This is a genomic window from Myxococcus sp. RHSTA-1-4, from assembly GCF_020037125.1.
Lineage (GTDB): Bacteria > Myxococcota > Myxococcia > Myxococcales > Myxococcaceae > Myxococcus.
This window is the reverse complement of the sequence record NZ_JAIQDG010000005.1, coordinates 294040-308804: the sequence shown is the minus strand read 5'-3', so window position 1 is coordinate 308804 and position 14765 is coordinate 294040. Positions and strand designations below refer to the sequence as shown.

10 protein-coding genes are annotated in these 14765 nt (G+C 72.1%); 1 reads left to right on the top strand and 9 read right to left on the bottom strand.

Going from position 1 to position 14765, the window contains the following annotated elements; translation table 11 throughout:
* Nucleotides 1-67: 67 nt before the first annotated feature.
* The 5 genes from K8638_RS10455 to K8638_RS10435 all read right to left on the bottom strand — a co-directional run bounded on the left by K8638_RS10455 (nucleotide 68) and on the right by K8638_RS10435 (nucleotide 5466).
* On the bottom strand, nucleotides 68-511 hold the full coding sequence (locus K8638_RS10455) for a hypothetical protein (RefSeq protein WP_223754311.1): 444 nt from the start codon (nucleotides 509-511) through the stop codon (nucleotides 68-70).
* Between the two features lie 242 nt (nucleotides 512-753).
* Complete coding sequence (locus tag K8638_RS10450; protein ID WP_223754310.1) at nucleotides 754-1476, bottom strand: hypothetical protein; 723 nt, start codon at nucleotides 1474-1476, stop codon at nucleotides 754-756.
* Nucleotides 1477-1516: 40 nt separating this feature from the next.
* Nucleotides 1517-3556 (bottom strand): YgiQ family radical SAM protein, encoded by a 2040-nt coding sequence (locus tag K8638_RS10445; protein WP_223754309.1) that lies wholly within the window; start codon nucleotides 3554-3556, stop codon nucleotides 1517-1519.
* A 136-nt stretch (nucleotides 3557-3692) separates the two neighbouring features.
* Complete coding sequence (locus tag K8638_RS10440) at nucleotides 3693-4760, bottom strand: M48 family metallopeptidase (RefSeq protein ID WP_223754308.1); 1068 nt, start codon at nucleotides 4758-4760, stop codon at nucleotides 3693-3695.
* Entirely contained in the window at nucleotides 4741-5466 is a 726-nt protein-coding gene (locus tag K8638_RS10435; protein ID WP_223754307.1) for an EcsC family protein, read from the bottom strand. The genes K8638_RS10440 and K8638_RS10435 overlap by 20 nt, the downstream gene beginning before the upstream one ends.
* 205 nt (nucleotides 5467-5671) lie before the next feature.
* On the opposite strand from K8638_RS10435, the gene K8638_RS10430 reads away from it, so the two are divergent.
* Nucleotides 5672-9244: an AAA family ATPase gene (locus tag K8638_RS10430; RefSeq protein WP_223754306.1), complete on the top strand. Its 3573-nt coding sequence runs from the start codon at nucleotides 5672-5674 to the stop codon at nucleotides 9242-9244.
* 10 nt (nucleotides 9245-9254) lie between these two features.
* Here K8638_RS10430 and K8638_RS10425 read toward each other — a convergent pair whose 3' ends face one another.
* The 4 genes from K8638_RS10425 to K8638_RS10410 form a co-directional block, all read right to left on the bottom strand.
* A complete protein-coding gene (locus K8638_RS10425; protein WP_223754305.1) occupies nucleotides 9255-9800 on the bottom strand; it encodes a hypothetical protein in 546 nt (181 codons plus the stop codon).
* A 36-nt stretch (nucleotides 9801-9836) separates the two neighbouring features.
* On the bottom strand, nucleotides 9837-12785 hold the full coding sequence (locus K8638_RS10420) for a CHAT domain-containing protein (RefSeq protein ID WP_223754304.1): 2949 nt from the start codon (nucleotides 12783-12785) through the stop codon (nucleotides 9837-9839).
* Nucleotides 12782-13354, bottom strand: a complete 573-nt coding sequence (locus tag K8638_RS10415) for an RNA polymerase sigma factor (protein ID WP_223754303.1) — start codon at nucleotides 13352-13354, stop codon at nucleotides 12782-12784. Before K8638_RS10415 ends, K8638_RS10420 begins: the two co-directional genes overlap by 4 nt.
* A gap of 156 nt (nucleotides 13355-13510) precedes the next feature.
* Entirely contained in the window at nucleotides 13511-14713 is a 1203-nt protein-coding gene (locus K8638_RS10410; protein ID WP_223754302.1) for an alanyl-tRNA editing protein, read from the bottom strand.
* Nucleotides 14714-14765 lie beyond the last annotated feature (52 nt).

Sequence of the window (14765 nt, the reverse complement as noted above, 5' to 3'; positions counted from 1 at the left end):
CCGAGCATCCCATTGCATGGGCTCGCAGTACTCCGGCGAGGCCACCGCGAAGGTAGCCCACGCCGTGTCAGTCCGCGGGCGGCGGCGAGCTGTGGTCGCAGTGAAGCAGTGACGGCGGGTCGAAGCAGGTGAAGCGGTTGTTGTCGAGCCGGCACACCCCGTTGGGCGTGCTGGCGCACCGCACCTCCGCGCGAGTGGCCTTGCAGTCGTAGCCACAGCTCACCGCCTCGGAGGCGTTGAGGCAGCGGGGCTCGGGCGTCTTCGCGCCGAACTCGTGGATGACGCTCTCCGGCGGGTCCCAGCAGACGAGCTGGTGGAAGTGGGTGCTGCACACGCCGTAGGGCGTCTGGTTGCAGGCCACCTCTCCATTGAAGAGCCGGCAGTTGTAGCCACAGGCCACCTTGCCGCGGCTCTCCATGCACTCGGGCTTTTCGCTCGGGCCGGCCGGGTGGTGGATGACCACCTTCGGTGGGTCCCAGCAGTGGACGATACCGGCCAGGACCTGACACACCCCATACGGCGTCCGGGCACACGCCGTATTCGTTCCGCTCGATTTGCACTGGTACCCGCACACGGTCCGCCCCTGAGAGGACAGGCACTCGGGAGGAGGGGGCCGCGGTGCGGGAAGCTTGGGGGCCTCCACGGGTGTGGAGGCCAACCACAACATGGCGAGCAGGGAGAGCATGGTGCGCCCCCCGACGAAATTGCCGGCGGTTTATTCAATCTCCCGATTCCGGGGCGCGGGCCGTCCCGTCAATGGTTGGCCGGCATGATGAAGCGCCCGTCCTCGCCCAGCCGCAGCCGGGTGACGTAGCGCTGCTTGATGTCGAGGTAGAGGTCCTTCCCCTTCGGGGTGAGCGTCACCGCCGGGACGATGAGCTGGTGCTCCGGCGGGGCGCCCAGGGCAATCCACATGCGCCCACCATCCGTGCCCAGCGTCACCCAGCGCGTCTGGGGCCCGTCCGGGGACTCGCTCATGTCCATCTTCACCAGGAAGATGGACCGCTTCCCATCCGGGGACGTCCAGGTGTCGGCGAGCGACAGGCCCACGTGCGACGGCTGCCAGGTGGACCAGCTATTCACCACGCAGTAGCCGCCCGCGTGTGGGCGCGCCAGCACCAGGGAGCCGCCACCCTCCGCGCCGGTGGCGCTGTGCTCCATCAAGCCGAACACCTGCAGCGGCCCTGATGCCAGCGTCACCTCCCGCTGGAAGGCGGGCTTCACCACCTCCTTCGGCTGGAAGCCAAGGTGCTCGAAGGTCAGCGCCGGCAGCCACGTGCGGGCGGCGAGCCGGGGCCGGAAGCCCAGCTCCAGGTTCAGCTCATCCGCGATGCTCTCGGGGCAGGTGGGCTTCTGCTCCGACGGAGCCGCGGCCTCCGGCGGCGCTTTGGGGGCGACCCCCTTCGACAGCGAGGAGCACCCGCTCATCAACCCCAGCACACAGCCCAGTCCCAGCCACCTGCTCGCGCGACGCATTCCGCCCTCCTGAAGGAAGGCGCGCGAGTCTGCCAGACCTTCAGCGGGGACGCGGACCTCCGGGCCTGCGAGCGCCGCCACGTCCCGGGCCGCCCGGTCCCCCGGGACGGGGCCCGGAGTGCTGCCGGGGGGCGGGGCTCCTCGGCTCGCGGGGCCCGTCCTCGTCGTCCCGCTGCCCGGCGCGCTGGCGGCGGGCCGCCTCGGCGGGCGTCTCCGGGGGCACCAGCGCGTGCGGGCCACGGCCGATGAGGTCCTCGCGGCCGGCCTGCTTCAGCGCCTCGCGTGCCAGCGGCCACTGCTCCGGGTTCCAGTAGAGCAGCAGCGCCTTCTGCATCCGCTTCTCGCGCAGGCCCTGCGCCGTGTAGACGGGCTCCATCTTCAGCGGGTCCAGGCCCGAGTAGTACATGGCCGTCGCCATGGCCATGGGCGTGGGGATGAAGTCCTGCACCTGCCGGGGCCGCTTCCCGTTCTTCTTCAGCCACAGCGCCAGCTCCACCATGTCCTCCAGCGTGGAGCCCGGGTGGCCGCTGATGAAGTAGGGAATGTCGTACTGCTCCTTTCCGGCCTCCTCGCTGGCGCAGGCGAACATCCGCTGGAAGCGCTCGAAGCTCTCGATGCCGGGCTTCTTCATCTTCTCCAGCACGCGAGGGGACACGTGCTCGGGCGCCACGGAGAGCTGCCCGCCCACGTGGTGCGCGGCCAGCTCCTTCACGTACTCCGGCGAGCGCTCCGCCAGGTCGTACCGGACGCCGCTGGCGATGAAGACGTGCTTGACGCCTTCCTCCTCGCGCACGTCCCGCATCAGGTCGATGAGCGGCCCGTGGTCCGTCTGGAGGTTTTCACACACGCCCGGGTGGACACAGGACAGCTTGCGGCACCGCTTCTCGATGTCCTCGCTCTTGCACTTGAGCTTGTACATGTTGGCCGTGGGGCCACCGAGGTCCGTAATCGTTCCCCGGAAGTCACCCATGCGCCGCAGCGCGCGCACCTCGCGCAGCACGCTCTCCGCGGAGCGGCTCTGGATGACGCGGCCCTCGTGCTCCGTAATCGAGCAGAAGGTGCAGCCGCCGAAGCACCCGCGCATCAGGACGATGGAGTGCTTCACCGTCTCGTAGGCGGGGATGCCCTCGTCCTTGTAGATGGGGTGGGGGACGCGGTTGAAGGGCAAATCGTACAGCTCGTCCATGGCCACCGAGCGCCCCTCGGGGCCCGGGGCGCCCACGCCGTCCTCCAGGGGGAGCGCGGGCGGGTTCATGTAGATGGCGCGGTTGCCGTGGCGCTGCGCGAGCGGCCGCGCGTTGCCCGGGTTGGTCTCCATCTGGAAGTCGCGGCTCATCACCGCGAAGGCGTGCTTGTCCGCCACCACCGTCTCGTATGGGGGCAGCACCACCGTCTTGCGGTCCGCGGCGCGCTTCGCCGGGTCCGCCTCGTGGGCGCGCATCTCCTCGTCGTTGATGATGTACGCGGTGCCGCGCACGTCGCGGAGGTCCTGGATGCGCTCGCCACGGCGCATCCGGTCCGCCACCTCCATGATGGGGCGCTCGCCCATGCCGAAGACGAGCAGGTCCGCCTTGGAGTCGAAGAGGATGGAGCGGCGCACCTTGTCGCTCCAGTAGTCATAGTGGGCGATGCGGCGCAGGCTGGCTTCGATTCCGCCCAGGATGATGGGGACGTCCGGGTAGGCCTCGCGGCAGCGCTGCGCGTAGACGATGGTGGCGCGGTCCGGCCGGCAGCTGGTGCGGCCGCCGGGGCTGTACTGGTCCTCCGAGCGGTTCTTCTTCTGGGCCGTCAGCCGGTTGAGCATCGAGTCCAGGTTGCCGGCGGCCACCCCGAAGAAGAGGCGCGGCGGGCCCAGCGCCTTGAAGGGCTCGGCCGAGTGCCAGTCCGGCTGGGGGAGGAGCCCCACCTTGAAGCCCCGGCCCTCCAGGAAGCGGGCGATGAGCACCGGCCCGAAGGCCGGGTGGTCCACGTACGCGTCCCCCGTCACGATGATGATGTCGCACTGCTCCCAGCCCCGGGCCTGCATGTCGGCGCGGGTGATGGGCAGGAAGGGATGGGCGTAGCGGGTCTGGGGGGGCATGTCGGTGCGCGGGCTGCGAGTGCTGCTCCCTAAACACCCTGGGGCTTCGGATGCAAACCCGGCGTGGGGGAGGGTGTCCACCCACATGGACACCCCGCCCCGCTGCCCGGCAACCAGCCCCGTCCTGGTGGCGGAATCAGGCCGCCACGGGGCGCTTCACCCGGTCGTAGTGCCCGGCGAGGATGTCCAGGTAGTTGCCGTTCTCCACCCAGTCCAGCAGGTGCATCACCCGCCAGGCGATGAAGGGGTGGCTGGAGTCCATCGTCATCAGCGTCGCCAGCAGCCCGTCGAACCAGCTCGACTCCTCCAGCTTCGCCAGCTCGCGCGCCTGTCTCACGAAGGGCGCCAGCCGCATCTTCGTCCGGTTCACCGTCCCGGGCCGGTGGCCTCCCGCCAGCCGCATCAGCACGCCGAGGGAGGCGGCCACGTCCCGGCAGCCCAGGAGCCCGGCGCGGTCCGCCGTCAGCTCCGAGCAGCGCATCCACTTGTAGAGCGCCTTCTGCAACGGGAAGCTCAACAGCCGCCCCACGCTGCCCAGCATCTGGCTGCCACCCGCCAGCACCACCGCCAGGGAGCGGTAGAGGACGTGGTCCGCATGCAGGTGTCCCAGCTCGTGCGCCAGCACGGCCACCACCTGCGGGTCGTCCAGGTGGTCCAGCAGCGAGGCGTGCACCATCACCGTCGGCTCCTCGACTCCGAAGGTGGCGGCGTTGGCATAGGGCGACTCGCTCAGGAACAGCGAGGGCTGGTAGGGGATGTCCAGGCGCAGGCGCGCCAGGTCCAGCAGCGCCACCAGCTCCGGGAACTGGTCCTCTCCACAGCGCACCGACGTGGACAGGTTCATCAGCCGCATGCTGCGCTCGCCCACGTTGGACAGCACCCAGCGCATCACCGTGGAGAAGCCCGGCAGGGCCTTGAGCGCCACGAGCGTCGCGCGGTCCAGGGGGTGCTCGTAGGCCATGGAGCTGATGTTCGTCAGCGGCGCATCGGGCGGGATGAACAGGGCCTTGCCGCAGGCGCCGCACTCGCAGCTCGCGGCATCCAGGACGGCGGCGGACACACGGACGCGGTTGCGGCGCCCGCAGTGGCGGCACTCCAGCAGCCGGGCCGGCACCTTGTCGGCGTCCGGCCAGAGCGTGGCCACCAGCTCGGCGCGCAGGGCCGGGGAGTCGTACCCCTGGGGGTCAGCCGGACTTGCGGACATGGGCATCCACCACGGAGTCGGAGGTTTCGGCGCTCTCGGGAGGGGACAGCTCGCGGCGCTTCTTCAGCTCGCGCATGCAGCGCTCCCCCACGCGGTTGGTGAGCACCTTGTTCATGGACGAGCCCACGGCGATGCCCACCAGCGGCAGCGCGCGCAGCAGGCCCTTGGACACGGACAGGAGCGCAATCTTCGTCATCACGCTCACCAGCATCTTCGACGCCTCGCGCGGCGCGTACTTCCAGAAGGCGATGCCCTGCGTCTCCGCGAGGTCCATCACCGTGTTGCGCTCGCGCTTCGCGTCGTAGGTGCTCACCGAGGCGAGGAGGAACGCGAGCTGCCGCTCCTCGTCGCGGGTGATGTCGTAGCCGTAGAGGTGGCTGAGGACCAGGGCCATCTCCACCTCGAACTTGAGCATCATGCACATGTCCGCGAGCGTCCCGCCCAGCGCGGCCACCACGGTGCCCGCGCCCGGGACCAGGCCGGGAAGCGCCGCCAGCCCTCCGGAGATGGCGGAGCGGTTGGAGAAGTGCCGCACCACCTCGAGCGCCGCGGCGTCGCGCACGGCATCCTCGCTGGGCAGCTTCTTCTCCCGGGCCTTGCCCAGCTCCTGCTTCGACAGCGCGACGAGGCTGTCGGTGTCCGCGAGAATGCGCTCGACGGCTGTCAGGAGCTTGCGTCCCTGCTCCTGGTCCTCGACTTCCTTCATGGTGGCCCCCCTGTGGGCATGGCGGGCCGGGCTTCACACCCGGTCTCGGTCACGACGCTCGCGGAGGGCTGTCGCGGCTGTCAAGTCACGCGCCGTGTGCACCCGGTGTGCCATGGGGCCGGGCGCATTGACGCGGATCCAGGCCTCCCCTACCTTCGCGCCCCCTGTGCCCGGAGGAGGGCCGGGGGAACCGACGCCTTCCCCGATGATTCACCGGACCCACGACGAAGCCGCCGAGGAGCGCGAAGCGCCGTCGGCGGGGGACTCCGGCCGCGAGCTGCACGTCGAGTACGACGATGCGCCCGCGGACGGAGGGGCCGTGCGTCCCGGGGCCGCTCCTCGCAACAGGCTCGCGGAGGCGAGAGGGCAGGGCGGGGCACCGGCGCGTCAGCCCGCTTTGTCCGCGGACACTCCTCGCTCGCCCAACCCGATGCTGGCGCTCGCCCGGTTGAAGAAGGCCGCGCGGGCTCGGGAGGCGGACCCGGACGGCGTGCCCTCGGTGGACCTCGCCGCGCCCGCGGAGGCCACCCAGGCCGAGCGCGAGGCCATGCAGGCCGCGGTGTCCGCTGGAAAGCGCCGCGAGGCGTGGACACCTCCCGCGTACCTCCCGGAGGACCTGCGTGAGGCGCTCCTGGCCGAGCGCAGCCAGTACCGCGCGCAGCGGCTGCAGGATGTGCGCGAGGTGGGCCTCCAGTCACCCGGCGTGCTGTCCCTCATCCCCCGGCCGGCGGCGGACCCGGACTGGTCGGGAGGCTCGCTGCTCGGCTTCCAGGGCGAGGAGTGTGTCTTCGGCGGCGACATCGTCCACCTGGACTTCGAGTCCGGCCGCGTCTTCGCCGCGCCGAACCATGGCGACGACGTGGACCGCCGCGCGCTGTCCGCGGAGCGCTGGGCCTACCGCCCCTATGACTTCGCGGAGGCGCTGTGCAAGGCCGCCTCTGCGTACGAGGAGCGGCAGCCCGCGCTCACGCAGTCGCTGCGCCGCGCGTGCGGCGAGCAGCCCGCGCCGGAGCTCACCGCGAAGGAGGCGGAGCGGCTGCCGGCGGACCGGCTGTGGAGCCAGCCCTGGGGCTGTATCTGGGGCCCGCCGGGCACGGGCAAGACGACGGCCGTCGCGGACCTCATCGCCCGCTCGCTGCGCGCGTTCCCCGGGGAGCGCATCCTCGCGGTGGCCCCCACCAACCGCGCCGCGGATGAGCTGGTGATGCGCGTCAGCGCGCTGCTGGAGCGGGAGCCCATCCCCCTGCGCTCGCCGCGCTGCATCTTCCGTGGCGGCACCGGAGCGAGCGAGTCGCTGGCGAAGCTGCCCACCGTCGTCGTCGAGGACAGCCAGAAGGGCGGCAAGCTCCGGGCGAGCATCGAGGAGCGCGAGCGCGAGCTGATGCTGCAGCGCGTGCGGGGCGGCCCCGCGCACGAGCTGGCGAAGCTCCAGGCGGAGCTGCGTGGCCTGCGCGGCAAGGTGAAGGACCCCACGCTGAAGGAGGCGGAGAAGGGCGACTGCCCGCTGATGGTGCTCACCGTGCACCGCGCCCTGCGGCTGGTGTCGGAGCTGGAGGGGAAGCAGACCTTCGCGAGGCTGGTGGTGGACGAGGCCGGCATGGTGACTCGCGCCGCCACCGCGCTGCTGGGGCCCCTGGCGGAGCGGGTGACGCTCGCCGGAGACCCGAAGCAGATTGGCCCGGTGAGCCGCGCCGCCGAGGGCTCCGGGAAGGAGACGCAGAAGTGGCTGCGCGCCAGCGCCCTGTCGCACCTGGAGGACGCGGTGAAGGACGCGGCGCGGCCGGACGTGCTGCTCTTGCGCACCCAGCACCGCATGCACCCGGACATCGCCCGGGTGGTGAGCCACTTCTGCTACGGCGGCGCGCTGGAGGACGGCGACATCGTCAAGGCCCGCGCGGAGAGGCCCGCCCCGGTGGCCGCCTTCGCCGCCACGCGCGCCGGCTGGGTGGTGCTGGACAGCCTCTCCCGCGACGCGCGCCAGCTCACCCACGGGCGGGGCGAGACGGGCTCCGGCTATCAGCGCGAGCTGTCCGCCAACCTGGCCGTGTCCCTGGCGAAGGAGGCGGTGCGCTCGGGGCTCAGCGTCCTGTGTGTCACGCCGTACCGCGCCCAGGCCGCGCTGGTGCGCCGGCTGGGCAACGCCGCCGGCCTGCGCGGGAATGTCTTCAGCGCATCCACCATCCACCGCCAGCAGGGCACCCAATATGACGTGGTGCTGGTGGACACCGTGGCCGGGGGCCGGCCCTTCCCGCCGCACACGCTGGTGCCCATGCTCAACGTGGCCGCCAGCCGCGCGCGGGACTACCTGCTGGTGCTCGCCTCGCGCGACGAGGCCCGCGCCGCCACCATTCCCCAGCGCTTCCTCGCGTTGCTGCCCCGCCTGCGCGTCCTCGACGCCGAGCCCCTGCGCCTGGAGCCGCTGCCCCTGCCGCAGCGCCCGCCGCCGCCTCCACCGCCGCCGCCCGCGGTGCCGGCCAGCCTGGGCGGCGAAATCGAGGGCTCGCGTCCGGCCCGGCCCCTCTTCACGCATGAGCAGGTGTCCCTCTTCGAGCGGCGCTTCGACGACGGCCACCACCTGGTGCGCGGCGTGGCGGGCAGCGGCAAGACGTACGTGCTGGCGCACTGGGTGGCGCGCTACCTGCTGGAGCACGAGGAGACGCAGGTGCTGGTCTCCTTCTTCAACCGGGCGCTGGCGCCGCTGGTGCAGAAGCTGCTCACGGAGGCGCTCGTCCAGCGCGCGGGCCGGGAGCGGGCGCGCGAGCTGCGCTCCCGGGTGACGGTGCGGCACGTGGGCGCGCTGCGGGCCCCGGAGCCCGGGAGCTTCGACGCCGTCTTCGTGGACGAGGCGCAGGACATGAACGCGAAGGCGCTGGCCACCCTCCACGGGCTGGTGCGCCCGCACACGCTGCCGGACGGCCGGCAGGTGCGCTGCTTCCAGTTGTTCATGGACGACTCGCAGAACGTCTATGGGCAGATTCCCATCGACGCGCTGAAGGAGCAGCTCCCGGAGGGGCTGTCCTTCCGGGGCCGCACCCGCGTCCTCAAGGAGACGTTCCGCGCCACCCGCGACATCCTCGACGTGGCCTTCAACGTGGTGCTGGACCCGCTGCGCCAGCATCAGGTGAGCGAGCCCGGCATGCGCGAGTACATGAAGGTGGGCGAGCTGGCCCGCGAGGGGCTCCTCTGGCTCCCGGAGGAGACGCTGGAGGGACTCTTCCGCGTCCAGTCCACCGAGCGCGGCGGCGTGCTGCCCCAGGTGCGCGGCTTCGCCTCCAGCGCCAGCGAGGCGCGGCAGGTGGCGAAGGAGATTGCCCGCCTCATCCGCGAGGAGGGCGTCCACCCCGGAGACATCCTGGTGGTGGCCCCCGTCATGCCCTCGCAATACACGGAGGCGCTCGCCCGCGCCGGCGTGCCCGCGGAGGCCTATGGCGGCAAGGGCGGCCGGGACGTGGCGGACTTCCGCGTCAGCGGCGTGGACCACGTGCGCGCCACCACGGTGTTCTCCTGCAAGGGGCACGAGTGCCCCATCGTCTTCTTCGCCGGCCTGGACGCGCTGGACACGGTGGAGAACTGGATGGCCGGAGCCCGCGAGCGCAACGCCCGGGAGAACGAGCGCATCCGCCGGGCCATGTTCTACGTGGGCTCCACGCGCGCCATGAAGCGGCAGTACCTCTCTGGCGTCCGGGGCGCCCGCTTCCTGCGCGTGGCCGCCACCTACGTGGAGACACTGGCCGGGCTCGCCCCTTCCGCCCCCACTGCGGAGGGCGGAAGGGAGTAGCCGAGGGCTTCTACCTGGCCTGCGTCGGAACCCTGACCTGCACGGGCTTCATCTGGTAGGGCAGTCCGCTCTGGCTGATGGACCAGAAGGTCCGCGCCGCCAGGTTGAGGACGGGCCGGAACGGGTCGCCACCCGTGGGGTCTCCGCCACCGCCCGTGCCTCCAATCGGGTCGCCATTCCACGCGCCCGGGTCGGGGGGGCAGCCCGTCTGGTCCTCAGTCTCCTCGGCCGGCTTGCACTCAGTGGACATCTCGAGCGTGGCGATAACGAACGTCCCCGAGTCCTGCGACCCGGTCTTCATGGGCGCGTCCTGGGCTTCCAGTTGCTGGGCCGTCGGGCTGTCGAGCCGGGCGACAATCTTGTCCTGGCGCACATCCACCAGGTAGCTGCTGGCGCGAAGGGGTTGGTGCTTGTCGCGGAGAGTGACCCGGACGAGTCCGCCCGGAGGGGCCTCCCGCCGTATTTCCTCCAGGGAGGGCATGGGTTCGCGAGTAGGTATGTGGCGGCACGCCGAGAGGGCCAGCAGCGCGGGGAGGAGCAGGAGGCGATTCTTCATGGTGTCGAACTCGGGGTTGGGGAGAAACAGAAACGACTACTCGAAAAGGAGGACCTGCAGCACCCAGGAGCCGGGGCGGCCGCGCAGCCAATCCTGGCGGGCGTCCCGGAGCACGATGGCGGCGGGCGCTCCCTCGCGGATGCGCGCGAGTACCGGCTCGAAGAACTCCGACACCTCCGCGTCGGGAATCTCCCGCGTGGCGGCGAGGACGGCTCTCGCGCCCGCCTCGATGAAGGAGACGGGCAGGCCGAAGGTCTCGTGGAAGTATTCCTTGCTGTAGGCCGCGTGGCAGGCCGCGAGCAACACCACGGGCCGGCCCTGGAGCCGCTGCCCCTGGAGGTCTGACGCCGTCAGCGCGTAGCGCCCGCCATCGACCTCGGGCGAGAGCACCAGCAGGGAGCCGTCGGCCACGTCCGGGTCGACGATGCCATGGGCGTGGATCTGCACCTCGGTCGCATCACGCATGGCCGCCAAGACGCGTGACGGCGTCGCCGCCGGGCCCGTCAGCATGGTGAAGGCCCCGTCCTCCGGCTCACGCGCGCTCCAGGTGCGGAGCGTAGGCATGCGAAGCTCCGCGGGCGAGACGACATCCGCCACCACCAACCGCCGTGTGGGCAGCTCCACGGGGTTGGAGGGTGGGGCACCGACCCGGTACGTCCAGGCGATTTCCGGCGGCAGCAGCCCCGCCTGTCCCTGGACGGGAGGGCGGGCCAGCACGTCCACGCTGGGGCAGACACGTAGCGCGTCCACGATGTTCGTGGGCACCAGCCCCTCCACCGTCGACAGCGGCTCCCTCCGGCCCGTGCTGAAGCCGCCCACGAGCCGCCCACCCGCGTCGCGCGCCACCACCGCCGTGCGTTCGTCATCCACGGTGACGCCGAGGGTGCACTTCTCCGTCGCCGGCAGGGCGCGCTCCTCGGCGAAGAGGTTCAGCGCGCGCTCCAACTCGCCATGCTTCGTGGCGTCCAGGATGAGGGAGGTGTAGCTGTAGGCGCGGGCCTTCCGGGCGTCTCCATCCGAGCCGAGCAGCGGCAGGGCCTCGGTGATGGCCTGGCGCAGCAGTTCCTGCCCCCGCCGCCGGTCCTGTTCGATGACGAAGCGTCCCTCGATGTGGCTCAGCAGGGGCCCCACGCCGGACTGCGGGGGACCCGAGGCACGCAGGGACTCCAGCCCCCGGGCGAGCAGCTCCGCGTCCCCCTCACGCCGGTAGGGCGTGTGGGCCAGGTCGGCGAGGACGAAGGCGCGCGGCAGGGAGGGAGGCTGGCCACAACGCGCCACGTGGTCGAGCTGCTCGCGGGCGCTTGCGAAGTCGTGGATGCGGTAGAACGCGAGAGCGAGATTGGTATGGGCCGCCTCGGTCAGGTTCGGGTCCGAACAGGGTTCGGGCATGCGCAGCAGGGCGTCCTCCATGTACGCGCGCGCCAGGGAGAGGTCTCCATGTGAGCGAGCAATCTGTCCCAGGTGCTGGATGAGCCGCAGCTCCTTGGCCCACTCCTTCCCGCTCCGGGCGCGCTCCAGCGCGGATAGGGCCCGCGCACGAGCGTCCACGGGGCGGTGGAGGAGGGACTCCACGTGCGCGAGCTGCCGCTGCAGCTCCAGGCAGCGGTAGTTCAGCGCACCGCCACCGCCGGTGCCGCACGCCCGCAGCGCGGTGGTCAGCCGCTCCTTCGCCCGCGTCGTCTGTCCGCGCAGCACGTCCGCCTGGGACTGCTGCTCCTCCGTGAGGAGCGCGAACCACGGGTCCCTCGTGTCCATCGCCAGCGCGCGGTACTCCGCCTCGGACCGCCGCGCGTCCTTCACGAACAGCAGCGCCCCCAGGAGGATGTCCTCCTGCCGGGCATCGCGCAGCCTCGCGAGGAAGGGCTCCAGCTCCGCGGGCTTCATGTCCCCCCGCGTGAGCCGGACGTAGTCCGCGGCCAGGGGCGCCCTCGCGGCGAAGTCCCGCCGGGCGGCGCGGCGCACGGCGTCCTCCAGGTGGGTGCCCCCGTCCTTCCGGTCGAGCCACACGGCCAGGGGGCGCAGTGTCTCCACGCGCTCGGCGGAGCTGGCCGCGCGCAGGGCGTCGTAGAAGCACAGCCGGGACAGGCCGGGGCGGGCGTCCACCTGTTCTTCGGAGAGGAGCGCCTCGCCGGCCACCATGCGGTCGCAGTCCTGCTTCGTGCCATTCCAGTCCTTGCGCTCCTGCTCGGCCTTCTCTCGAAGCTGCCGGGCCCGTTCCGCCCCTTCCTGGCTCCAGCCCGGCTCCTTCAGCGCGGCCACCTGCTCGAAGGACTCCGCCGCCTTCAGCCACAGGCCGAGCGCTCGCAGCGCGAGCCCCCGGTTCCACAGCGCCTGCGGATGCTGGGGCCGCTCCTTCAGCGCACGCTCCAGCAGGGCCAGGGCCTCCTCCGGAGCGCCCCGCTGGAGCGCCAGCACCGCCCGGTCCGTGTCCGCGTCCGGCGAGGAGGGCAGCTTGTCGAGGTGGGCGGAGGCCTGTCCCAGCTCCCCGCGCAGCAGGAAGGCCACGGCGACGCCACGGTGGTCCCCGGCTTCCTCCATCAGGGCCATCTCGCGCATGGGCAGCGGCTGCGTGGCCGCGCCCTCGCTGCGCATCACCTCGTAGGGCCTGTACCGGTCCGCGCCCGGATGCGTCACCCGCGCCTCCAGCCCGCGCGTGGAGGCCTGGGCGAGGAACGCCTCGGGAGTGCCGGGCAGAGAGTCCGTGCGCGGCATCAGCACCAGCGTTGCGACGCCGGCGGCCAGCGCCAGGGGCACCACCATCAGCCACGTCTTGCGGCGCCAGTCGGATGGCCCGCGCACGACGTCGGAGGCCGGCCCGGCGCTGGCGCCTACCGCGTCGTCGGCGAGCAGCTCCATCGCGACCAGTTCCTTCATCCGCGCCTCGCACCGCTCACAGCGCGTGAGGTGGTGGCGGAAGTTCTCCGCGTCCACCGGTGCCAGCTCGCCGTCGACGAAGCGCTCCAGGTTGCCGCAGAGCTCACTCATGATTCTGCCCTGCCTTCGCGCGAGGCCTCGCCGGGCGCCAGCAGCTCCCGCAGGGCCTGCCGTGCCTCGGAGAGCCACCGGCCCACCGTCCCCTCGGGCGCGCGGAGCTGCTCGGCAATGGCCCGGTAGCGCAGCCCCGAGGCGTGCAGCCGGTACGCCTCGCGCACCTGGGGCGGGCGGAGCTGGTCGATGGCCCGCAGGAAGGCGTCCCTCGTTACGAGCTCCCACTGCTCCAGCGGTACCGGCTCTCCCGTCGAGTCCCCCTGCACCACGCGCAGGGCCGGCGCCCCCAGCACCTCGGTGCGCCGCCGCCGGCAGTGGTCCAGGAAGCGGTTGCTCAGCGTGGTGCTCAGCCACACGCTCACCGCCCCCGCGCTCTCTCCGGCCAGCCGGTCGAAGTGGCGGTATGCGCGCTCCAGCGTCTCCTGCACGAGGTCCTCCGGGTCGATGCCTCCCCCCGCGCACAAACGACGGGCGATTTTCAACAGGCCCGGGCGCCGTACGCGCGCGAACTCATCGAACTGGCGGTGGAGCCCTTCTTCCATCGTCGCGCCGCCCCTTGCTCCCATGACTTCATGCCGTTCCACCAATGGAGCACCCCCTGCGCACGGGGAGAACGTGCTCGGGGAAATCCCTTCGGTGAAATCGTATAACACGGGGTGTTACAGACCCGGCCAGGAGAGCGCGAGGGCCCTTTCCCGGGCCCGGGGAGGGGGGCTCGGAGATCAGGACAGCAGCGAGGCCACGAGGGCGGGCCAGTCGGTGCCGGGCGGGAGACGTCCCTCCGCGTGCTCGGGGCGGCCTCCACCCCGGCCTCCCGCGGCCTCGGCGGCCTTCTTGAGGAAGGCGCCGCACCCGAAGGTGGAGCCGGCGCCCCGGGCGATGAGGACGGGCATGCCGTCGGGGACACGGCCGGCGAGCAGCACCACGGACTCCGGCCGCGACGTGAGGCGCGCGGCCACGGCGCGGAGCTGCTCGGGCCCGGCGCCGTCGAGCACCGCCACCACGCGCTTGTCCGGGGACGCCGCCAGCGCGGCGGCCAGCTCCGCCGCGGTGTGCTCGGCCAGGCGCGCGCGGGCGGCGCCCAGGGCCTCGCGGGCCTCGGTCAGCTCGCGGCGCAGCTTGTCCACCGCGGCCGGCACCTCCAGGGGGCCACAGGTGAAGGCGCGTGCCATGGCGCGCAGCGTGCCGGCCTCCTCCCACAGCTCGCGCCGGGCGCGGGGGCCCGCGGAGAAGAGGACGCGGCCCTTGCCCTTGTAGCGCTCCACGCCCAGCACCCGCACCAGTCCCACCTGGCCGGTGCGCGTGCAGTGCGTGCCTCCGCAAGGGGACACGTCGAAGTCGCCAATCTGGATGACGCGGATGTTGGCCGTCACCTTGGGCGCGCGGCGCAGCGGCAGCGCGGCGAGCTCCTCCGGCGTGGGGAAGAAGGCGCGGATGGGGAGGTCCTCGTCGATGACGGCGTTGACGCGCGCCTCCGCCTCGGCCACCTGCCGCTCGTCCAGGGTGTCCTGGTCCGTGTCGATGGTGCACAGCGTCTCGCCCAGGCGGGAGGACACGGTGGCCGCCCCCGCCACGTCCACCAGCGCGCGTGACAGCATGTGCTGGCCGGTGTGCAGCGCCATGTTCACCCGGCGGCGGGCGCGGTCCACCTCGCCCTCCAGCTCGGTGCCGGGCCCGGGCAGCGGGGTGCCCTCCGGTACGTCGAGCAGGTGATGGACGGTGCCGGCGTCGTCCACCTGCACGTCCCGCACGGGCAGGCCGCCGAGCATGCCCCGGTCGCCCATCTGCCCGCCCGCCTCCGGGTAGAAGGCGGTGCGCTCCAGCACGACGGAGGGCGCGCCATTCCAGGTGCCGTGCCCGGCGACGCGGGCGGTGAAGCGGTGGAGGAAGGGGTCGGCGTGGTAGAGGCGCTCGGTGGGGGACATGACGTGGAAGGGGATAACACGGGCGCGCTGAAGCCAGAGGGGCGCGGGGCCC

Bases quoted from the DNA above. Each gene is read 5' to 3' on its own strand.
- K8638_RS10435 (WP_223754307.1), bottom strand. From the start codon at position 5,466: ATGAAGGAAGTCGAGGACCAGGAGCAGGGACGCAAGCTCCTGACAGCC.
- K8638_RS10410 (WP_223754302.1), bottom strand. From the start codon at position 14,713: ATGTCCCCCACCGAGCGCCTCTACCACGCCGACCCCTTCCTCCACCGC.
- K8638_RS10430 (WP_223754306.1), top strand. From the start codon at position 5,672: ATGATTCACCGGACCCACGACGAAGCCGCCGAGGAGCGCGAAGCGCCG.
- K8638_RS10440 (WP_223754308.1), bottom strand. From the start codon at position 4,760: ATGTCCGCAAGTCCGGCTGACCCCCAGGGGTACGACTCCCCGGCCCTG.
- K8638_RS10445 (WP_223754309.1), bottom strand. From the start codon at position 3,556: ATGCCCCCCCAGACCCGCTACGCCCATCCCTTCCTGCCCATCACCCGC.
- K8638_RS10415 (WP_223754303.1), bottom strand. From the start codon at position 13,354: ATGGGAGCAAGGGGCGGCGCGACGATGGAAGAAGGGCTCCACCGCCAG.
- K8638_RS10420 (WP_223754304.1), bottom strand. From the start codon at position 12,785: ATGAGTGAGCTCTGCGGCAACCTGGAGCGCTTCGTCGACGGCGAGCTG.
- K8638_RS10450 (WP_223754310.1), bottom strand. From the start codon at position 1,476: ATGCGTCGCGCGAGCAGGTGGCTGGGACTGGGCTGTGTGCTGGGGTTG.
- K8638_RS10425 (WP_223754305.1), bottom strand. From the start codon at position 9,800: ATGAAGAATCGCCTCCTGCTCCTCCCCGCGCTGCTGGCCCTCTCGGCG.